Below are 20,045 nucleotides of genomic sequence, written 5' to 3'. Positions count from 1 at the left end.
TCATGATACCCGGAGAAATCATCCCCGCCGATGGCGGCATCGAACTGAACGCAGGCCGCGCGACGATTAGCGTGGTGGTTGCGAACAGCGGCGACCGGCCTATTCAAGTCGGCTCGCATTATCATTTTTTTGAAACCAATCCGGCTTTGCAGTTCGATCGGGCGGCGACGCGCGGATTCAGGCCCGATATTCCGGCCGGTACCGCGGTGCGTTTCGAGCCCGGCCAGCAACGCGAAATTCAGTTGGTGGCGTTTGCCGGATTACGCCGGATTTACGGTTTCCGCCAGGACGTGATGGGTGCATTGGAGAAAAATCTATGAGCAGAATCAGTAGGCAAGCTTATGCCGATATGTTCGGGCCGACCACCGGCGACCGGGTGCGATTGGGCGACAGCGGCTTGTTTCTTGAAGTCGAAGCCGACCGCACGGTATACGGCGACGAGGTCAAATTCGGCGGCGGCAAAGTCATCCGCGACGGCATGGGCCAAAGCCAGGTCGATTCCACGGTGGCGATGGATTTGGTCATCACCAACGCGTTAATTGTCGACCACTGGGGCATTATCAAAGCCGATGTCGGCATCAAAAACGGCCGTATTGCGGGCATCGGCAAGGCCGGAAATCCCGATACGCAACAGGGCGTCGATATCGTCATCGGCCCCGGCACCGAAATTATCGCCGGGGAAGGACAAATCCTGACCGCCGGCGGTATCGACGCGCATATTCATTTTATCTGTCCGCAGCAAATCGATGAAGCGCTGATGTCCGGCGTAACCACGATGATCGGCGGCGGCACCGGGCCTGCAACCGGCACCAATGCGACGACCTGCACGCCGGGGCCGTGGAATATCCATAGCATGCTGCAATCGCTGGACGGGTTTCCGATGAATTTCGGCTTGCTCGGCAAGGGCAACGCCAGTCTGCCGGTTGCGTTGGAAGAACAGGTTCGCGCCGGAGCGATGGGCTTGAAACTGCATGAAGACTGGGGCACGACACCGGCGGCTATCGATTGCTGTCTGTCCGTGGCCGACCGCTTTGATGTGCAGGTCGCCATTCATACCGATACCTTGAACGAATCCGGTTTTGTTGAAGACACCTTTGCCGCGTTCAAGGGCCGCACTATCCACACTTATCATACCGAAGGCGCGGGCGGCGGCCATGCACCGGATATTATCAGGGCTTGCGGCGAGGCTAACGTGCTGCCGTCTTCAACCAATCCGACCCGGCCTTATACGATCAATACCGTGGACGAACATCTGGACATGCTGATGGTGTGCCATCACCTTGACCCGAGTATTGCCGAAGACGTGGCTTTTGCGGAATCGCGGATTCGCCGGGAAACCATCGCCGCCGAAGATATTCTGCATGACTTGGGCGCATTTTCGATGATTTCTTCGGACTCACAGGCGATGGGCCGGGTCGGCGAAGTGATTATCCGTACCTGGCAGACCGCGCATAAAATGAAAGCGCAGCGCGGCAGCTTGGCCGAGGATTCGCCGCGCAACGACAATTTCCGCATCAAGCGTTATATCGCCAAGTATACGATTAATCCGGCGATCAGCCACGGTATCGCGCATGAAGTAGGCTCCGTCGAAATCGGCAAACTGGCCGACTTGGTGTTGTGGAATCCGGCCTTTTTTGCGGTCAAACCCAGCCTGATTCTTAAAGGCGGCTTTATCGCCGCCGCGCCGATGGGCGATCCCAATGCCTCGATTCCAACGCCGCAACCGGTGCATTACCGGCCGATGTTCGGCTCGTTCGGAAGAACCGCGTCGGCGACTTCGATGTTCTTTTTGCCCAAAGTTGCGGTCGAGTCCGATGTTGCAACAACTTTAGGACTTAACAAAAGGATAGGCACAGTGGCGGGAACCCGAACTATCGGCAAGAAAGATTTGATCCATAACCACTACCAACCGTATATCGAAGTCGATCCGCAAACTTATTCGGTCCGGGCCGACGGCCTGCTGCTGACTTGCGAACCGGCCGATGTGCTGCCTTTTGCCCAACGTTATTTTTTGTTTTGATTATGCTGAAACTCACTGAACTGGCTCCGCTGGAGACCGCTACTGACGACGTGGTCACACTGCCGTATGAATCGCGCCAGAAAAGCCGCTTGCTGCTTAAAACCGATGGCGGTACCAAGATCGGGCTGTTTTTGCCGCGCGGCCAGGTGTTGCGCAAAGGCTCGGTGCTGACCGGCCCCGATCATTACCGGGTGCTGGTCGACGCGGCCCCCGAGTCGTTATCGGTGGTGCGCACCGATGACGCGCTGCACTTTGCCAAGGCTTGCTATCATCTGGGCAACCGCCATGTCGCGTTGCAGATTTTGCCGGGCGAGCTTCGCTTCCTGACCGATCATGTGTTGGATCATATGCTGGAAGGACTGGGCTTGACGGTTACGCATGAAGTTTTGCCTTTTGAACCGGAGCAAGGTGCGTATCGCGGCCATGGTCACTGATCTGGCTTTATTGCGTTTGCTGCAACTGGTCAGCCCCGGCCTGCCGATAGGCATGTACTGTTATTCGCAAGGTTTGGAACGTGCGGTCGACGACGGCTGGATAAGCAATGCAAGCGATGCCGACGAATGGCTTAACGGCTTGATGGCCATTTGTTTGACCCGCATCGATTTGCCGATTCTGGCGCGGCTTTACGACGCTTGGGAATGCGGCAATGTCGAAAGCGTTGAATATTGGAGCAGAACCCTGATTGCCTGCCGGGAGACTTCCGAGTTAAGAGCCGAAGATCGACACACCGGCCAAGCGTTGGCGCGATTGCTGGATTCATTAGCCATAGCCGACATGCAGCCTTGGATACGCAAGCCTGAAACCACACTGGCCACGATATTCGCTTTTGCCGCAGTCAATTGGGGCGTTCCCAAACGCGAAACCGTCATCGGTTATTTGTGGAGCTGGTTGGAAAACCAGGTGTTATGCGCGGTCAAGCTGGTGCCCTTAGGACAAGTGGCGGGACAGCGATTATTGACGGAGTTGGCCGGTAAAATCCCGGCTTTAGTCAACGAGGCGCTCAATATTACCGATGAGGACATCGGGGGCAGCGCGTTCGGCCTGGCTTTAGCCAGTAGCCGACATGAAATGCAGTATTCCAGATTATTTCGTTCTTGAGGAGTTGTATGAGTGCTAAACAAATATTAAGAGTAGGCATCGGCGGCCCTGTCGGTTCCGGCAAAACGGCTTTGGTGGACGCGCTATGCAAGCAGATGCGCGATAACTTTGAAATCGGCGTGGTGACCAATGATATTTATACCAAGGAAGATCAGCAGTTTTTGATCCGTAGCCAGGCACTGCCGGAAGAACGCATCTTAGGCGTGGAAACCGGCGGTTGTCCGCATACCGCCATTCGGGAAGATGCGTCGATGAATCTGGCGGCGGTGGATGAGTTAAGCCAGCGCTTTGCTTATCTCGACTTTATCATGATCGAAAGCGGCGGCGATAATCTCAGCGCAACCTTCAGCCCGGAACTGGCCGATCTGACTATTTACGTGATCGACGTATCGGCCGGCGACAAAATCCCGCGCAAAGGCGGACCTGGAATTACCCGTTCGGATTTGCTGGTCATCAACAAGATCGATTTGGCCCCTTATGTGGGCGCATCGCTGGAGGTCATGGATCACGATGCCCGTAAAATGCGCGGGGAGCGACCGTTTGTGTTTACCAATTTGAAGACCCAAGAAGGTCTTAAAGCGGTTGAAGATTTCATTATTCAAGCGGGAATGCTGGACTAGACGTGTCGAACGTGTGCCATACTGCGGACTGTCGTTAGGTGAGAAACATACCGACAGGCAGACCTTCCAGGTTTTAAAAACTTGGAAGGTCTAACTTGCAGCGTTCTGAACAGGTGGGACGGCAACATGTCCCGTCCGGCTTGGTTCGAAAGCCGCTGAAACTTTAATGTCACATTATTGTCATCCACCTGTCATATAAATTTAATTGTAATGTCGCATAATCAGCCGAAATTTAACAAAACGATAAGGTATTTTTATGATTATCAAGTGGATGACGACCAAGGCGCGGCAGTTTTTACCGTTACAGGATGCCGGATTCGACGAGCTTAACGTCAGCTTTGACTTTGCATTAAGCCCTGAAATTATGAATTGGTTGTTTGCGCAAAATGACGACTGCACGGATGCAGGAGGTAGAGCAACGCATGGAGCAGTTGCCGACGACTGCACGGATGCAGGAGGTAGAGCAATGCATGGAGCAATTGCCGAGACCGGTCGACAGGCTGAAGACGCCAACGCGACCGCTATAACACAATTTGCATTAGATGAGTATGAGCTGGCGTTAGCCTGATGTAAATCGGATTACGGCGGTATGGATAAAAGAGGGTAGCGCAGGAGCAGTTATCGATGATCGCATGTATAAATATATCCCCTAAAGCACCTACTTTGAGCGTCCCTTAATATCTGCATTCCCACTTCCATGTGGGTTGTGTAGTCGCTATTGCTTCACAATTAAACTGTTATTAACCGACTTGACGCCTTTAACCGTTCTTGCCAGTTCTACCGCTCTGGCGGCGGCGGGAGCGGAATCTACAAACCCGCTTAGCTGAACGATACCCTTAAAAGTTTCAACATTGATTTGTAACAGTTTAAGGCTGGAATCGCCCAATATGGAAGTCTTAACCTTGGTAGTCAGGACAGAATCATCCAGATATTCTCCAGTGCTTTCATGTGTAGTGCCTCCAGCACAACCGGCAATCAACATTGTCAATAAAAACCCTATTATCAACTTGAATTTACTCATAGTGTTTAACCTTTATAGTTTAATTAGGCGTACGTTTAAAAAAATGATTATTCTTTAGTGTTAGATTCAGATATCAGACCCACAGCTACGCAACTATGTGCATCGCCCCGGTGATAGCTCTGCCCGATCTGCCCATGCTGAAACAACTCCACTTATAAATAATACAATAATATCGGGTAGATGTATTCCATACACTCAATGCTGATGACTGTGCGGTTTTGACGGGGCGAAAAGCAACTTAAAGGCCGACCGGTTTTCTTTCTGTTTAAAGTCTTCAAATTTTGATGCGAAGTCTCTGCGCGCACGGCATCTATGAGCATCAAGATCCTGAACCAATACACCCATGGCTAAAAAGGTATTGGCGTGAGTGTTAAGCGCCATCATTTCTTCGCTGAACAACTTTAGATTGTCCTCTTGAACGGCATAATCCTGAAAATCGCCCAAAACTTCCTGTAGTCCTTTCAGGTTTTTAATCAGGCACTTTATTTGAGGCTCAGGATAAAGGCTTTGAAAAAATTCCATTAAATAACGCAGCTTTTTACAGGATTTTCTTAAGTCATGTAATGCGTCGCTCGGTGATAAGTCGGTAATTGCTCCACCTTCTTCCAACACGCGGGTAAAAACTTTCCATATTCTCCGGTCTGCCAGCTCTTTAATGGTCAGTTTGGCATTTTGCTCAAGCGGTTTTTTGTACGAAGGCTCTTTAAGATACTGTTCCCATTCAGCCAGGGTGGACAAATACTTGGTGGATTGCAGTTTTTTTGCCAGCTCCTTCTGGACTTTTTTCTGCTTGGCGAGCAAAAAATCATATAAGGGATTGATATCCTCCCTGATTGAAGCGGGCAGGCTGCTTTTATAACTCTCGAAATTCAGCAGATAAACATCCAGATCCCGTGTTGGCCCGGTGATCTGTCCCAGCCAGGAGAAAAAATCCGCATAGTATGCGCTGCTGTTAGCGGGCAGTATGCCTTTAATCTGGCTGAGCCCCGCGCGGGTTCTTCTGACCGCAACCCTAAAGTCGTGCAAAAATTCGCTGTCGGTATTGGCAATCGTGCCCTGCTCGTTGACCTTAATGGCTTTTAGCAGGTGACTGTAAATGTATTTGCCGGCAATATCGGCGCGCATGTCGGGGTCCAGATTGATATTCAGTTTTGATGAATAATCTTTAGGCTTGCGCCCTTGGGATTGCAGAGCGGTTAGCAGAACGGATTTATCCGTGGCTGTTAAGCCCAGTGTCGCGGTCAATATTTCAACCATATGTTCCGCAGCCTTGCCGTAGCCTTTTACCGGTTGCAGAAAAACACGGTTATTGAATTGACTGTACTCTTCGATTATCAGCCGGAGTATGGTTTTTTCATCTTTGTTAATGATGTTTAGATGATAGATTTCATAATCCAGTGTGCAAACGGGCAAGAGCGCGCGCATCTCCAACAGCGGTGCCAGAATGTCGCGTACTATGCCGGGCTCGAATTCTTTGCTGAATAAAGGAACTTTCTTAAGCTCTGATTCGGCAATAACCAAACCGTTTTTAATTGATCTTAATGTTAAGGATGAAGCCGATTTTGTTTGGTTAATCTCGCAAGTGATGTTGTTTGAGTACAAACGCCAGTCAAAGCTGTCGTAATAGGTTTTGCAGGAAGACTGCCTTAAAGCCGGCTGTATGGCAGCCTCGTGGCTTAATTTTCCGATAAAGCTTTCAGCCGTTAAATTCGTAGGAAATTCAAATTGTAAGGACATATTCATTAGAGTGTGAGTTCAGAAGTAATCTGATAATAAGCCCTCAAGCATAACAGCTTAGTATTAATATTTAATGACACTTGGATATGAATTGACCGGCAGGAAATAGGTCATTGCAATCCGCTATTTTGTGCTGAAAACCAAGCATAGCAAAAAAAACTGCATTGTAATATCCTTGTCATATTCTATTTACATAATAGTGCCACTTTAAATTATTTTGAGAGTTCATGATGAAACTATCTTTTAAAACTAAATCGTTAGTGACTGCGATGGGTTTTGGTATCACTGCATTAGTCAGTGGCGTTGCGGGTGCCGTACAAACTGTAGATCCAGGTGTTCCCGAGTATCAAAAAGCCAGTGGCATTTCCGGTAACTTGTCCAGTGTCGGTTCCGATACCCTGGCCAACCTGATGACATTATGGGCTGAAGAATTCAACCGCGCTTATCCGAACGTAAATATTCAAATTCAGGCGGCGGGGTCTTCTACAGCACCTCCTGCGCTGACTGAAGGCACATCGAATCTGGGCCCTATGAGCCGCGAAATGAAGGATGACGAACTTGAAGCCTTCGAAGACAAATACGGCTACAAACCAACCGCTATTCCGGTCGCTGTTGATGCGTTGGCGGTTCTTGTCAACAAGGACAACCCGGTCAAGGGCTTAACCATGGAACAAGTGGATGCGATTTTCTCTTCAACCAATAAATGCGGCGGCGAAAAAAGCATTGAAACATGGGGTGACGCCGGTGTTGCCGCTTGGGGAGCAAAAAGCATCCAGTTATACGGGCGTAACTCGGTTTCCGGTACTTACGGTTATTTTAAAGAACACGCTTTATGCAAGGGCGACTTCAAAAACAACGTAAACGAACAACCCGGTTCAGCTTCCGTAGTCCAATCAGTCACTTCATCAGCTAACGGCATTGGTTACTCCGGCATGGGTTATACAACATCGGGCGTTAAGATGGTGCCTTTGGCAAAGAAAGGCAGCAAGACTTTTGTTGAAGCAACGCCTGAAAACGCAGTCAACGGTACTTATCCTTTGACGCGCTATTTGTATATATATGTTAACAAGAAGCCAAACCAAGCGCTGGCGCCGTTAGATAATGAGTTTATCAAAATGGTGTTGTCCAAGACCGGTCAGCAAGTGGTTATAAAAGACGGCTACATCCCTCTGCCTGCAAAAGTTGTTGATAAAGTACTGGCTACACTTAAATAAGATTAGGATTGGATTAGTGTTACGCAAGGATGCGTAAACAGGGATGTTGGGTTTAATGCGTTGTTGTTATCTTCCCCCTCAGAAAGTAAAGGCGCATCGGACAAAAATACGGCTGAGATTTGCTTTGTGAATCTTGGCCGTTTTTTTTGTTTTTTTGTTATATCATAGTTACATTTAATTTCTAGTATCTTCAGCATGTCAGAATTAAACACATCCATAAAATCCCCCCCTTCCATAAGAATCAGTTCCGGTGAGTATCATCAGCGCTGGCGACTCATAAAAGATGCATTGGCACGCTATGGCGTAGTGGCCGGCGGCCTGGGCGTGATCGTCGCCATCGTGCTGATTTTCTTTTATTTGCTGTATGTGGTTTATCCCCTGTTTATATCGGCCACTGCAAAATCTGTCAGTGAATACGCGGTACCGGAGCAGGCGCTGGGCAACACATTACTGCTGGAGATGGAAGAACAAAATGAGCTGGCCGCCCGGTTTACCGACAGTGGGCAAGTGGTATTTTTTGAGGCGGCTACCGGTAAAACCCTATTGACACAGGCCGTGGCAATACCTGAGGGCTCGCATATCAGCAGCTTTGCTCAGGGCAGTCCTATCAATGAGGGCGCAGTCATTTACGGTTTATCCGATGGCCGGGCAATCATTGCAAAACATCAATATAAAGTAACCTATCCAAATAATGTGCGGGTTATTACGCCATCGCTTAAATATCCATTAGGCGAACAACCTTTGGTGCTGGATGATTCCGGCGCAGCTTTGGAGAAAATCGCGGTTAAATTGGGCGAGGATGCAACGACGATAGTTGTAAAAACAGCGGACACGCCACAGGACTCCGGTAAAATTCGCTTAATCAATTTCCAGAAAGAACAATCGTTATTTGCCGACGAGGCTGCCTTAACGCGCACTGATTCAGTTCTGGAACAATCGGCGGCAGGTATTGCCGATATCTTAATCGACAAGGAGGAGTCCAATCTGTACCTGATAAGCAATGACGGACAGTTGGGCTTTTTCGATATTAGCGACAAGAGCAGCCCGTCTCTCAGACAGCAACAGAATGTGGTGGACGCAGGGCAAAAAATCACCAGCGTGGCTTTTTTAAACGGCGACCTTTCGCTGATGATAGGCGATTCCAGCGGCCTGGTTTCACAGTGGAGTATGGTAAAAGACAGCTCGAATCGCCCGGCCATGCAAAAAATCAGGTCGTTTAAAGTGTCGGATAAAGCGGTCGTTGCGATCAATTCAGAACAGCGACGTAAAGGCTTTATGACCACCGATGCCGACGGGATTGTAGGCATTTATCATTCAACCGCTGAAAGAGAAATGATTAAAGAACGGGTAAGCGATGCCTTGCCAACGGCAGCGGTTTTGTCGCCGAGAGCCAATGCCTTGTTGATGCAGTCGGCAGACGGCAAAATGCATTTCTGGCATATCGATAACGAGCACCCCGAGGTTTCGATCAAATCGCTGTGGCAGAAAGTCTGGTATGAGAGCTATCCGAAGCCCGATTACATTTGGCAGTCTTCTTCGGCAAATAATGATTTTGAGCCTAAATACAGTTTGACGCCGTTGGTTTTCGGCACCCTGAAGGCGGCGTTTTACGCCATGCTGGTGGCCATGCCTCTGGCGCTGATGGGGGCGATTTACACCGCTTATTTTATGGCTCCGCGTATGCGGCAGTACGTGAAACCCTCCATTGAAATCATGGGCGCATTGCCGACGGTTATTTTGGGATTTCTTGCCGGTCTTTGGCTGGCCCCATTTATGGAAGAGCATCTGGCCGGACTGTTTGCAATGCTGATGATTGTTCCTGTCGGTGTCATGCTGTTTGCCTTTGCCTGGCAATTTGTCCCTAAAACCATTGCTCATAATCTTTCGGAAGGCTGGGACGCAGCTATATTGATCCCGGTCATTTTACTGAGCGGCTGGTTTGCTTTTAAAGTGAGCGTGCCTTTGGAAACGTTTTTGTTTCACGGCACCTTGCGTGACTGGTTTAAGGCTGAATGGGGCATTGGCTATGATCAGCGCAATGCCTTGGTGGTCGGTGTGGCGATGGGCTTTGCAGTTATCCCGACCATTTTTTCGATCGCCGAAGACGCCATTTTCAGTGTACCGAAACATTTGACGGTGGGTTCTCTGGCGCTGGGAGCGACGCCCTGGCAAACCATGATCAGAGTTGTATTATTAACCGCGAGCCCGGGAATCTTTTCCGCAGTGATGATCGGGTTCGGTCGGGCTGTCGGGGAAACTATGATTGTGCTGATGGCCACAGGAAATACGCCGGTGATGGATATAAGTGTTTTTCAGGGCTTGCGTACCCTGGCTGCCAATATCGCTGTGGAAATGCCGGAATCGGAAGTAGACAGTACGCATTACCGGGTGTTGTTTTTAGCGGCTCTGGTGCTGTTTATGTTTACCTTTGTTTTTAATACGCTGGCCGAAGTCATTCGTCAGCGCCTACGTGAAAAATATAGCTCATTATGATCAGATTATGGTTTAAAAGCGGTACTCCCTGGGTATGGCTCAACGCGGCGGCGGTCAGCACCTGCCTTATTATGGTGATCGGCGTGCTGGGCTTGATTATCGTTCGCGGCGTAGGGCACTTCTGGCCTACCAACGTGGTACAGTTCAGCTATCAGGAACCGGACGGGGAAATCCGGACAATTATCGGCGAGCATGTCGATACCAGTATTACACCGGCCGCGATGGCCAAATCAACAGGCTATATCATGGCCGATGATGAAGATACCTTGGTGCAATACCTGATTAAAACCGGCAACCGGGATATTACCGGCACCGATTTTCGCTGGATATTGGAACGCAATGTTAGACAGCAACAGTCTCCTGCCGAGCTGATGGTGGTGGAGCGCAGGGAATGGGGTAATTTTTACGGTCGACTGGTTGCGATCAAGGAAAACGGCAAGATTATCGCTGAAGGTGCTGAGGCTTGGCCTGCTGTTCAGACTAAAATAGATGAAGCTTTAGCCGTTTTTAAAAAAATAGCCCATCTGGAAAAAAAGGAAGTCGGCGCTATCAACTACAGTCTGGAACAATTACGGCTTGAACAAAAGAAGCTGCAACTGGAAGGTCTCTGGGATATCGCGGCAGAACAACGGTTGGCCGCTGAAAAGACCGAACTGGAAGTTGACTATAAAAAGTATCAAGCGCAGTTAAGCGAACTGTATCAACAAATAAGACGGGATAGTCTGGTCGCAAAAACCGAAAGCGGCAGTGAGATTGAAATTCCCTTGAATAAAGTCGTTAAAATTTTCCAACCGAACACCATGAACGTGTTCGATAAAATCGTACATTACGGCGCTAAGGTGGTTGAATTTTTAACCGATGAACCGCGTGAAGCCAATACTGAGGGGGGGATTTTTCCGGCTATTTTCGGCACAGTCATGATGGTGCTGATGATGTCGGTTATCGTGACCCCGTTTGGTGTTATTGCGGCGGTCTATCTGCGGGAATACGCAAAACAGGGATTTATCACCCGATTGATCAGGATTTCAGTCAACAATTTGGCGGGTGTACCCTCCATTGTATACGGCGTATTCGGCTTGGGCTTTTTTGTCTATATCCTGGGCGGCAACATCGATCAACTGTTTTTCCCGGAAGCCGCCCCTGCGCCGGTTTACGGTACGCCGGGGTTATTGTGGGCTTCAATCACGCTGGCTTTACTGACCTTGCCGGTCGTTATTGTTTCAACGGAAGAAGGCTTGGCCCGCATTCCCAGATCTATACGCGAAGGCAGTCTGGCGTTGGGCGCTACCAAACTGGAGACCCTGTGGCTGACAGTATTGCCGATGGCAAGCCCTGCGATGATGACCGGATTGATTCTGGCTGTGGCGCGTGCGGCGGGCGAAGTGGCTCCGTTAATGCTGGTGGGCGTGGTTAAACTGGCGCCCACCTTGCCGTTGGACGGCAATTATCCGTTTTTGCATTTAGACAGAAAGTTTATGCATTTAGGGTTTCATATCTATGATGTCGGTTTTCAAAGCCCGAATGTTGAGGCGGCGAGGCCTTTGGTTTATGCGACATCATTATTGTTGGTACTGGTCATTGTTGGGCTGAATTTGTCAGCCATTTTAATCAGAAACCATCTGCGAGAAAAATACCGGGCATTGGAAGGTTAAAGAAATGACAGCACAACAAGTACGTACACATAGCATTGATGTAAGTTCAATTTTACGCGGCCAAAAAGGAGCAGGCGAACCCAACGAAACCTGTATCAAAGTAGAAAATTTAAATCTTTTCTACGGGGAAAAGCAGGCATTACATGGCGTTAATATGGAAATGCCCAAGAAAAAGGTAACCGCCTATATCGGCCCCAGCGGCTGCGGCAAATCAACACTGCTGCGTTGCATTAACCGGATGAATGACCTGGTTGATAACGTGACCATCGAAGGCAGTATCCTGCTGGACAATGAAAATATCTACGATAAGGCCGTTAATGTAGCCGCTTTACGCAGACGCGTCGGCATGGTGTTTCAAAAGCCTAACCCTTTCCCCAAGTCTATCTTCGAAAACGTCACTTATGGTCTTAGAATTCAGGGTATTAATGATAAGCGGGTATTGGAAGAAACGGTCGAAAATGCACTGCGCGGCGCAGCGCTGTGGGATGAAGTTAAAGACCGCTTGAACGATAACGCTTTGGGCTTGTCGGGCGGACAGCAGCAGCGTCTGGTGATTGCCCGAGCGATTGCGATAGAGCCTGAAGTACTGCTGCTGGATGAACCTGCATCGGCATTGGACCCTATTTCAACATTAAAAATTGAAGAGCTGATCAATGAGCTCAAAGAAAAATACACTATAGTGATCGTAACGCACAACATGCAGCAGGCTGCGCGAGTTTCCGACTTCACTGCCTTTATGTATATGGGTGAATTGATAGAGATCGGTACCACCAGCGAGTTGTTTACCAATCCCCGAAAAAAACAGACCGAAGATTACATTACTGGTCGATACGGCTAACCGGATCAAGCAAAGGAGCAAGCAATGGACAACAGTAAAATAGGGCAACATATATCAGGCCAGTTTAATAAAGAACTGGAGGATGTGCGTAACAAAGTTTTAACCATGGGCGGACTGGTTGAACAGCAGATCGAGCTGGCTGTAACGGCTTTCTCGACCGGTGACGTGGAAATGGCCGAGCTGGTCATCAAACAGGATAATCAGGTCGATGCGTTGGAAATGGCTATCGATCAGGAATGCATGCAGATTTTAGCGCTAAGGCAGCCTGCGGCATTCGATTTGAGATTATTGATCACGGTCATCAAGGTTATCAACGAACTTGAACGCGTCGGCGACATGGCCGAACGTATCGCCGAGATGGCAATACAATTGTCCAGTGCTGACAACAAACATGACCAATATTATGAATTGGAGCACATGGCGGAATTGGTTCAGGAAATGCTGCATGGCGCTCTGGACGTATTTGCGCGAATGAATGTAGAGGACGTAACTTCGATTACCGGCCTGGATGAAAATGTCGACCGCGAATACGCCAGTATTATCCGGCAGCTGATTACCCGAATGATGGAAGACCCGAGAAATATTACCCGGATGTTGGATGTACTCTGGATTGCCCGCTCCCTGGAAAGAATCGGCGATCACGCCTGTAATATTTGCGAGCATTTGATTTATATGGTCAAAGGCGAAGATGTGCGGCATTTGACCCAGGAAGAACTGGAAAGGAAGATGAAGGGATAAGAAGGGAGGTAGGCCGGAAACGCCAGTTCGAGCGGGAGCGAGAACTGGCGTTTCCTACATGGATGTAGGTAAGGGGCGTGAGCACGACTGCATGGATGCAGGAGGTAGAGCAACGCAGGAGCAGTTGCCGAGGAGCGGAAGCTTTTCCTACGCACGTCAATTTAAAACCACGAAGACGCGAAGTTTTGCATTTCATCGTTACCACGCTGGAGCGCTCAACGTTTACACCAGTTTGTCCCAGAATCATCATTCCGGCAGGAATTGCCGGAATCCAGAACACAGGGATGTGAAAAATAGATCAAAACTTTATGGTTGTTAGGGGGTATCTATTTCAGCCCTTGAATTTATCAACCAACCCAGTAACTCTCTCGATTTTTTGCCGGACTGTCGCGGTAAATACAGCCTCCCCGGCAACCAGTTTGATGGTTTTCTTGGCTCGGGTAATTGCGGTATACAGCAATTCTTTGGTTAACACGGGATTGATGGCTTCGGGCAGGACGATTAACACTTCCTCGAATTCCGACCCCTGGCTTTTATGGATGGTCATCGCAAAAACGGTTTCGCAATGCGGCACGCGCGCAGGCAGGTATTTTTTGACGCTGCCGTCGGCGCGTTGGAAAAACACCATCAACTTCCCTGCAGAAAAACTATCCTGCATGCAAATGCCAATATCGCCGTTATAAAGATGCAGCGCCGGGTTATTTTGCGTGACCATGACCGGCCGGCCCGGATACCATAAACCGGACAAATCGATGCGCTTTTGCTCGGCCAGTTTTTGTTCAACCCGATAATTGATGTCGGCAACGCTGTTTTTTCCCTGCCGATTGGAACACAACACCTGAAAGCGGCTGAACGCCTGAAAAATCCGCTCAAATTCGGCGTCTGCTTTAGCCAATTGCAAGTAATCCGCTTGCTGGGCGGCTACATAATCGATTAACTCTGCATCGAAACATTGCACTGCACCGTCTGCTCCGTCGGATAAAATTTGCCAGGCGAGTTCAGCCTGCTGAAGATTGACTGCCTCGGCCAGTTCTTTTATAGCGCCGCCGAAACGGTGCGATTTCTTTAACGTGTAGACATTGTTTTGCAAGGTCTCGGCCATCGCTAAATCGGCTAACACCGCGCCGGATTCCACCGAAGCCAGCTGATCCTTATCGCCCAGCAAAATCAAGCGTGCGCCGGGTTTTAAGGCGTCAAGCAACTTGCTCATCAAGGCCAGATCGACCATGGATGCTTCGTCTACCACGACCAGATCGTAAACCAGCGGTTTATCGGCATGATGCCGGAAATACGGGGAAGGCGGCATTGCGCCCAGCAGGCGATGCAAGGTGGTTACTGTTTCCGGGATGCTGTTTTTTATCGCCTCCGCACACGGCAGCTTCGCTTTGCTGAATCCGATCGATTCCTGAAGACGCATGGCGGCCTTGCCGGTCGGCGCAGCCAATGCAATATGCAGCGGTTGTTCCGTCAATTCCTGTAACAGCGCCAGGATTTTGACGACGGTAAAGGTTTTTCCGGTTCCCGGCCCGCCGGTGATGATGCTGAATGACTGTTTGGCCGCCATTTTTGCCGCTTCACGCTGATCGTCGATTTCAGTGATCGCATCGGCAAAATAACGGTCCAGCATGGCATCGAGTTTTTCAATCGGATGCTCGGCCTGACTCATTGCCTTGATCTGCATCGCCAGCCGGTTTTCATAATTCCAGTAACGGTGCAAATACAGACGGTTCTGTTCGATAACCAGGGGTAAGGGATTGGCCTGGTTTTCAGGGTTCATTTCTACCAGTCCTGAAGCGAATAACAATACTCGCGCATTGTCGTCTATTTGTATGCAACTGTGCCCCTGGTTTTGCTCGTAAGACACTGTCATCACGATAGTTTCGAAAGCCTGTTTTTGCAGGGGATCGAAATCGGTGCGCTGACAAAGAAAGCGGGCAAAGGCAATATCCAGGCGGCTAAATGGTCTTTGTTCGATCTCTGTATCCTCTCCCACTGGTGAGAGCTTTACTCCGCTAAAGTCAACTGTATTATCACTCACTATCCACCCCAAACAACGCCGCCAGTGCTTCAACCCGTTCCAAGTCGGGCCGGTCCTCGTAAACGCCGCTCATAGGCTGATCCGGCCGCATGCCGCGCACGAACAAATAACGCACGCCGCCAAAATGGGTTTCATAGTCATAATCCGGCAAGCGCGTTTGTAAATAACGATGCAACACTACCGTGTAAATCCAGTATTGCAAACCGTAATTATGTTCGCGCATGGCATGGGTTAAGCTGTCGGGGCTGTAATCTTGGAGGCCGTTGGTTTTATAATCCATTACATAATAGCGCCTCGTCCTCGAACTTCCAAATACACAGATAAGGTCGATAAATCCGGTCAGATAACCGCACATCTGCTTGGCGGTCAATGGCTGAAAGGCCGGTATGTCCCGTAAAATATGATTGATTTGAGCGGCGTCCATCGTGTGCATGGCTAAATAAAACGGCATTTCCTTTAGGCATTGCTGTTCCGTCAGGTTCATCAGGCAAAAATCGACATTGGTTACGGACAGCGGTGTTGCAACCACGGCTTGCAGCAGCTCATCAAGCAGTTCCGGCCGTTCCAGTTTTAAGCCGTAGCGCTGGCAAGCCTTGTCCCGCTGCGTGGTAATATCCTTGCGCTGGGCCAAGTCGATGAACGCATTGTTTTCCAACAGATCGTGTACGACATTACCGGTATGCGCACCTTTGGGCAATTCAACCGCTGCGCTGCCGGGCTCCGGCTTGGCAATGAGCGCTTGCTCTCCCGCCTTGTCTTCCGGCAGCTCCGGCGCATCGTGCATGCTTAATGCCGACAAGGCCGTATAGCTGCTCATTTGCCAGTGGGTATATAACGATCTTTTGCGTTTTTTTGCCTGCAATGGAGTCTGTGCAACTGTTTTTTGATAACTGCCGTTTAACTCACCCGGCACATCCAGCAGCCGGTAAGCGAATGCCTGCTCGGCTTGGTTCTGAAATGCTTGCAGTCTTGCCTGTTGCTTGCAAAAATCAGCCGCCGCAAATTCAAGCAGCCAAGCCATTGATGAATCATTTGCCGCATCCTGCGAACGCACATCGGCCCAAGCAATATAACAGCGGTATTTGGCGCGGGTAACGGCGACGTAAAACACCCGTAAATCCTCGGCCAGCTCTTCGTTTAATGCCATTTCGCGGTATCGTTCAAAATCCCTTGAGCCCAAATCGACTATTGACCGGCCATTTTCATGACATCTAATCAACGATCGTTCGCTGTTTAAACGATCGCTACGTTGCCAAAGATAAGGGCAAAATACAATTGAATATTCCAGCCCCTTAGAGCGATGCATAGTGACAATTTTGACCGCATCCTCGTCGCTTTCGAGACGCAACTGCTGATCTTCCACGCTGCTCGCTTTGGCAATCGCGCTACGCAGCCAGTCCAGGGTTTTATTAATGCCCAGATGCTCATCAACGGCAGCCTGCTGTACCAGCTCGATAAGATGATACAGGTTGGTAAGCTGCCTTTCCGCCATCAGTGTTTTAGACACACCAGCCCTGATTTTTTCTTGGCGGAGCAGATGTTGTATCATCGCCATTAAGCCGGTTTTCTGCCAGTTCTGAAAATAATCGAGAAACCGTGACATCCAGGCATCAAGCTCGATTTCGTTATTGATAAGCTGATAGAGCGTTTGTCCATCCAAATCAAACCAGTCCAACGTCAGGGCTTGTTTGATTAATCCGCTATCACTGGGGTTAGCCACGGCCCGCAACAGACTATATAAATCGGCCGCTTCCTCCGAAGCAAAAACCGACTCCGTACTGTTTAATACGGAAGGCACCCCTACTAATCGCAATGCCGCCTGATAGTCTCTGGCCTGGGTATTGGTTCTTACCAGAATGGCAATGTCTTTCGGGTGCAGGGTTCGACTCATCGGTTGCAAGGTGTAGTCGCCAGTCAGTAATTCGACGACTTCATTGACCACGGCGAGCCTGATTTCTTCGGCCGCCTTGCCCGCCGTCCAGTAGCCTGATTTGTTGTCGCTTTCCGGTAACTGCCACAGCACCATCGGCTCAACGGCCTGTCCTTCATGATGCAATTCTCCGTTATCTGCCGACAAGGCCGGCTTTACGTTGATAAACTCCAGACCATTCAGCAAAAATGCCCGGTCTCGCTGAAACAACGCATTCACCGCACCAACCAACTTTGGATGCGAACGCCAATTTTTGCCTAAGGTAAATTGGTGCTCGGCCTGTTTTTGCGCATCCAGATATGAATAAATATCCGCGCCGCGAAACTTATAGATTGCCTGTTTGGGATCGCCGATTAAATATAAATACTGGTTAGGGGTGGCAAATAATGAGGAAAAAATAAACCATTGGCTGTCATCGGTGTCCTGAAATTCATCAATCAAGGCGGCTTCAAAACGCTGTTGCAATTCAGCTTTCAGCAGTTCGCCTTTTTCGCTTTGCAATGCCTCAGCCAAACGACTGATTAAATCATCGAACGACAACACATTAAGTTGCTGCAAGCGTTTATCCAGCTCCTCGCGCAAACTGTCCAACAGGTTTTTGCGAAATGCCAAGGCAATTTGTGAAAACGCCAAAGCCAGCGCATCGAAAACGGAGGTATTTATAGTTAATTCAGCTAGATATTCAGCCTTACGCTGCTCACCGGTCTGGGTTTTATTGGCTCTGAACTTACCGCCATGCAGAGCTTCCATCAAACCATTTCCGGTTAATAACTCAAATGCTTCAGCATCGGGAATGCGTGTGGTAGTGCCATGTAGCCATGCACTTAGCGAGTCATAGTGATAATCAAAGACACCGGTATAACCGGCCTTGAATTTTTCGTCGGCGAAACAATTACGTAAAGCGTTTGCATAGACTCCAACTGACTCTTTTGCCAAGTCCACTTGCCGCTGTAATTCTTTTAATGCGGCATCCAAACTCTCACAAACGGGATAAGTTTTGGTTTCCAAACTGTTACCGGGGAATGCGGCAACGCTGGCAAGCAACGCATCTGGGGTTTTAAAGCTTCCCGTTAATACCTCCACTTCCCACGCCGAACGTTGGTAAATCTGCTTGCGCCAGAAATCATCCGCACAGGCATGTTTAATATCCGCTAAATCGCCGGTTAATTCGGCATCGAATAATTGTCCGCTTTCCAGCGCATGTTCCCTTAAGACGCGCTGACAGAAACCATGAATGGTAAAAATTCCGGCCTGATCTATATCCAGTAGCGCCATTTGAAGACGTTGTTTAACCAGCTCCGGTTCTATCTCCAGATGAATGAGCCAGTCGACAATATTGCTGTCGATATTTTCAGTATGTCCGTCCAAAGCTCGCCTTGCCTCGGCCAACCTGGAGCGCACACGGTCTTTAAGCTCTTCTGTTGCCGCTTTGGTAAAAGTGACCACCAGCAATTTTTCAATTGCGATACCCTGCTCGACCACAAAACGCAGCACTAGCATCGCTATGGCATAGGTTTTCCCTGTTCCGGCGCTGGCTTCAATCAGGTTTACGCCTTTTAGCAATCCGGTTTGAACCGGATCAAAATTGTTAATTTTCATACGTAAAATCGGTGTTTTCTGTCCCCAAACCCAACAACGCCTTGTTCACTAAACTTAAGTTGGATGCTATTTGTATGTTCAATAGAAAGACTCCAGCCAGTGGAGTTGATTACACTACATCAACTATTAGATAAGGGAAAATATTTTAAAGTTATTCGCCGCATGGCCTGTTGCAAAGCGCCCAGTTTATTGCTCATGCGGAGACGCCTGAAAGCGATGAGCCCCGTGCGTCTGCGCGTGATTTTCCCCAAACTGCGGTCAAAAAAAAACCCAAGCGTTTGGGCTTGGGTTTTTAATTTAAGCGCTTGGCAATTCCCTACTTTCGCATGGCAAACTGCCACACTATCATCGGCGCTAAACGGTTTCACTTCCGAGTTCGGGATGGGATCGGGTGGTTCACGTTCGCTATGGTCACCAAGCAAACTGGTGTGGTCGATTGTGGTGCCGCCGCTGTGGGCTTTGGCTGTTTCAACCGACCGTCTTCACTCGGCACGAAGGCCGAATGTTGGAAATCTGTAACAACTGTGTTTTGTCTTGTGTTCTTGTTTGGCTTGCGATTATTCAAGCTGTGACTAAGGCTTACTTAGTTTTACAACACTTACTCAAACTGATTGGGTGTTATATGGTCAAGCCTCACGGGCAATTAGTACACGTTAGCTACGCCCATTACTGGACTTCCACACCGTGCCTATCAACGTCGTAGTCTCCGACGGCCCTTCAGGGGACTTTAAGTCCCAGTGAGATCTCATCTTGGGAGGGGCTTCCCGCTTAGATGCTTTCAGCGGTTATCCTGTCCGAACATAGCTACCCGGCAATGCCACTGGCGTGACAACCGGAACACCAGAGGTTCGTCCACTCCGGTCCTCTCGTACTAGGAGCAGCTTCCCTCAAATCTCAAACGCCCACGGCAGATAGGGACCGAACTGTCTCACGACGTTCTGAACCCAGCTCGCGTACCACTTTAAATGGCGAACAGCCATACCCTTGGGACCTGCTTCAGCCCCAGGATGTGATGAGCCGACATCGAGGTGCCAAACACCGCCGTCG

16 protein-coding genes and 2 rRNA genes are annotated in these 20,045 nt (G+C 49.4%); 12 read left to right on the top strand and 6 right to left on the bottom strand.

Annotation, left to right across the window (positions count from 1 at the left end; all coding sequences use genetic code 11):
- Window positions 1–2: 2 nt before the first annotated feature.
- The 6 genes from Q8L79_RS06750 (at window position 3) to Q8L79_RS06725 (ending at window position 4,306) form a co-directional block, all read left to right on the top strand.
- Complete coding sequence (locus tag Q8L79_RS06750) at window positions 3–320, top strand: urease subunit beta (protein ID WP_305269356.1); 318 nt, start codon at window positions 3–5, stop codon at window positions 318–320.
- Window positions 317–2,020: an urease subunit alpha gene (ureC, locus tag Q8L79_RS06745; RefSeq protein WP_305269353.1), complete on the top strand. Its 1,704-nt coding sequence runs from the start codon at window positions 317–319 to the stop codon at window positions 2,018–2,020. The genes Q8L79_RS06750 and ureC overlap by 4 nt, the downstream gene beginning before the upstream one ends.
- A 2-nt stretch (window positions 2,021–2,022) precedes the next feature.
- The gene (gene ureE / locus Q8L79_RS06740) at window positions 2,023–2,454 is read left to right on the top strand and encodes an urease accessory protein UreE (RefSeq protein ID WP_305269350.1); all 432 of its coding nucleotides are present in this window, start codon (window positions 2,023–2,025) and stop codon (window positions 2,452–2,454) included.
- Window positions 2,444–3,118 carry an urease accessory protein UreF gene (locus Q8L79_RS06735; protein ID WP_305269381.1) on the top strand — a complete coding sequence of 225 codons (675 nt, stop codon included), beginning with the start codon at window positions 2,444–2,446 and terminating at the stop codon, window positions 3,116–3,118. Before ureE ends, Q8L79_RS06735 begins: the two co-directional genes overlap by 11 nt.
- A gap of 8 nt (window positions 3,119–3,126) precedes the next feature.
- Complete coding sequence (ureG, locus tag Q8L79_RS06730; RefSeq protein WP_305269348.1) at window positions 3,127–3,738, top strand: urease accessory protein UreG; 612 nt, start codon at window positions 3,127–3,129, stop codon at window positions 3,736–3,738.
- Window positions 3,739–3,994: 256 nt separating this feature from the next.
- On the top strand, window positions 3,995–4,306 hold the full coding sequence (locus Q8L79_RS06725) for a hypothetical protein (RefSeq protein WP_305269345.1): 312 nt from the start codon (window positions 3,995–3,997) through the stop codon (window positions 4,304–4,306).
- 147 nt (window positions 4,307–4,453) lie between these two features.
- On the opposite strand, the gene Q8L79_RS06720 is transcribed toward Q8L79_RS06725, so the two are convergent.
- Both Q8L79_RS06720 and Q8L79_RS06715 read right to left on the bottom strand, forming a co-directional pair.
- Window positions 4,454–4,759, bottom strand: coding sequence for a BON domain-containing protein (locus tag Q8L79_RS06720; protein WP_305269343.1), 306 nt, complete (start codon window positions 4,757–4,759; stop codon window positions 4,454–4,456).
- Window positions 4,760–4,954: 195 nt separating this feature from the next.
- The gene (locus tag Q8L79_RS06715) at window positions 4,955–6,496 is read right to left on the bottom strand and encodes a CHAD domain-containing protein (RefSeq protein WP_305269341.1); all 1,542 of its coding nucleotides are present in this window, start codon (window positions 6,494–6,496) and stop codon (window positions 4,955–4,957) included.
- Window positions 6,497–6,726: 230 nt separating this feature from the next.
- On the opposite strand from Q8L79_RS06715, the gene Q8L79_RS06710 reads away from it, so the two are divergent.
- The 6 genes from Q8L79_RS06710 (at window position 6,727) to Q8L79_RS06685 (ending at window position 13,721) form a co-directional block, all read left to right on the top strand.
- Entirely contained in the window at window positions 6,727–7,710 is a 984-nt protein-coding gene (locus Q8L79_RS06710) for a PstS family phosphate ABC transporter substrate-binding protein (protein ID WP_370869891.1), read from the top strand.
- Window positions 7,711–7,905: 195 nt separating this feature from the next.
- Window positions 7,906–10,203 carry an ABC transporter permease subunit gene (locus Q8L79_RS06705; protein ID WP_305269338.1) on the top strand — a complete coding sequence of 766 codons (2,298 nt, stop codon included), beginning with the start codon at window positions 7,906–7,908 and terminating at the stop codon, window positions 10,201–10,203.
- Window positions 10,200–11,855 (top strand): phosphate ABC transporter permease PstA, encoded by a 1,656-nt coding sequence (pstA, locus tag Q8L79_RS06700; RefSeq protein ID WP_305269335.1) that lies wholly within the window; start codon window positions 10,200–10,202, stop codon window positions 11,853–11,855. The genes Q8L79_RS06705 and pstA overlap by 4 nt, the downstream gene beginning before the upstream one ends.
- Before the next feature lie 4 nt (window positions 11,856–11,859).
- The gene (gene pstB, locus Q8L79_RS06695; protein WP_305269332.1) at window positions 11,860–12,693 is read left to right on the top strand and encodes a phosphate ABC transporter ATP-binding protein PstB; all 834 of its coding nucleotides are present in this window, start codon (window positions 11,860–11,862) and stop codon (window positions 12,691–12,693) included.
- Between the two features lie 24 nt (window positions 12,694–12,717).
- Window positions 12,718–13,431, top strand: coding sequence for a phosphate signaling complex protein PhoU (phoU, locus tag Q8L79_RS06690; RefSeq protein WP_305269329.1), 714 nt, complete (start codon window positions 12,718–12,720; stop codon window positions 13,429–13,431).
- A gap of 77 nt (window positions 13,432–13,508) precedes the next feature.
- On the top strand, window positions 13,509–13,721 hold the full coding sequence (locus tag Q8L79_RS06685) for a hypothetical protein (protein ID WP_305269327.1): 213 nt from the start codon (window positions 13,509–13,511) through the stop codon (window positions 13,719–13,721).
- 41 nt (window positions 13,722–13,762) lie between these two features.
- Here Q8L79_RS06685 and recD read toward each other — a convergent pair whose 3' ends face one another.
- From recD to Q8L79_RS06665, 4 genes are all read right to left on the bottom strand, one after another.
- Complete coding sequence (gene recD / locus Q8L79_RS06680; protein WP_305269325.1) at window positions 13,763–15,469, bottom strand: exodeoxyribonuclease V subunit alpha; 1,707 nt, start codon at window positions 15,467–15,469, stop codon at window positions 13,763–13,765.
- The gene (gene recB / locus Q8L79_RS06675; protein ID WP_305269322.1) at window positions 15,462–18,998 is read right to left on the bottom strand and encodes an exodeoxyribonuclease V subunit beta; all 3,537 of its coding nucleotides are present in this window, start codon (window positions 18,996–18,998) and stop codon (window positions 15,462–15,464) included. The genes recD and recB overlap by 8 nt, the downstream gene beginning before the upstream one ends.
- 303 nt (window positions 18,999–19,301) lie before the next feature.
- Window positions 19,302–19,417: ribosomal RNA gene (gene rrf, locus Q8L79_RS06670) — 5S ribosomal RNA — on the bottom strand.
- 203 nt (window positions 19,418–19,620) lie between these two features.
- Window positions 19,621–20,045 (bottom strand): 23S ribosomal RNA (locus tag Q8L79_RS06665); the annotation flags it as partial.

Source organism: Methylobacter sp. (assembly GCF_030680395.1).
In the GTDB taxonomy this organism is placed as follows: domain Bacteria; phylum Pseudomonadota; class Gammaproteobacteria; order Methylococcales; family Methylomonadaceae; genus Methylobacter_A.
Note: the sequence above shows the minus strand (reverse complement) of the source record. Positions and strands in the feature narration are given on the sequence as shown.

Excerpts from the sequence above, each read along its gene's own strand:
- Q8L79_RS06750 (WP_305269356.1), top strand. The coding sequence starts at position 3 with ATGATACCCGGAGAAATCATCCCCGCCGATGGCGGCATCGAACTGAAC.
- ureC (WP_305269353.1), top strand. The coding sequence starts at position 317 with ATGAGCAGAATCAGTAGGCAAGCTTATGCCGATATGTTCGGGCCGACC.
- ureE (WP_305269350.1), top strand. The coding sequence starts at position 2,023 with ATGCTGAAACTCACTGAACTGGCTCCGCTGGAGACCGCTACTGACGAC.
- Q8L79_RS06735 (WP_305269381.1), top strand. The coding sequence starts at position 2,444 with ATGGTCACTGATCTGGCTTTATTGCGTTTGCTGCAACTGGTCAGCCCC.
- ureG (WP_305269348.1), top strand. The coding sequence starts at position 3,127 with ATGAGTGCTAAACAAATATTAAGAGTAGGCATCGGCGGCCCTGTCGGT.
- Q8L79_RS06725 (WP_305269345.1), top strand. The coding sequence starts at position 3,995 with ATGATTATCAAGTGGATGACGACCAAGGCGCGGCAGTTTTTACCGTTA.
- Q8L79_RS06720 (WP_305269343.1), bottom strand. The coding sequence starts at position 4,759 with ATGAGTAAATTCAAGTTGATAATAGGGTTTTTATTGACAATGTTGATT.
- Q8L79_RS06715 (WP_305269341.1), bottom strand. The coding sequence starts at position 6,496 with ATGTCCTTACAATTTGAATTTCCTACGAATTTAACGGCTGAAAGCTTT.
- Q8L79_RS06710 (WP_370869891.1), top strand. The coding sequence starts at position 6,727 with ATGAAACTATCTTTTAAAACTAAATCGTTAGTGACTGCGATGGGTTTT.
- Q8L79_RS06705 (WP_305269338.1), top strand. The coding sequence starts at position 7,906 with ATGTCAGAATTAAACACATCCATAAAATCCCCCCCTTCCATAAGAATC.
- pstA (WP_305269335.1), top strand. The coding sequence starts at position 10,200 with ATGATCAGATTATGGTTTAAAAGCGGTACTCCCTGGGTATGGCTCAAC.
- pstB (WP_305269332.1), top strand. The coding sequence starts at position 11,860 with ATGACAGCACAACAAGTACGTACACATAGCATTGATGTAAGTTCAATT.
- phoU (WP_305269329.1), top strand. The coding sequence starts at position 12,718 with ATGGACAACAGTAAAATAGGGCAACATATATCAGGCCAGTTTAATAAA.
- recB (WP_305269322.1), bottom strand. The coding sequence starts at position 18,998 with ATGAAAATTAACAATTTTGATCCGGTTCAAACCGGATTGCTAAAAGGC.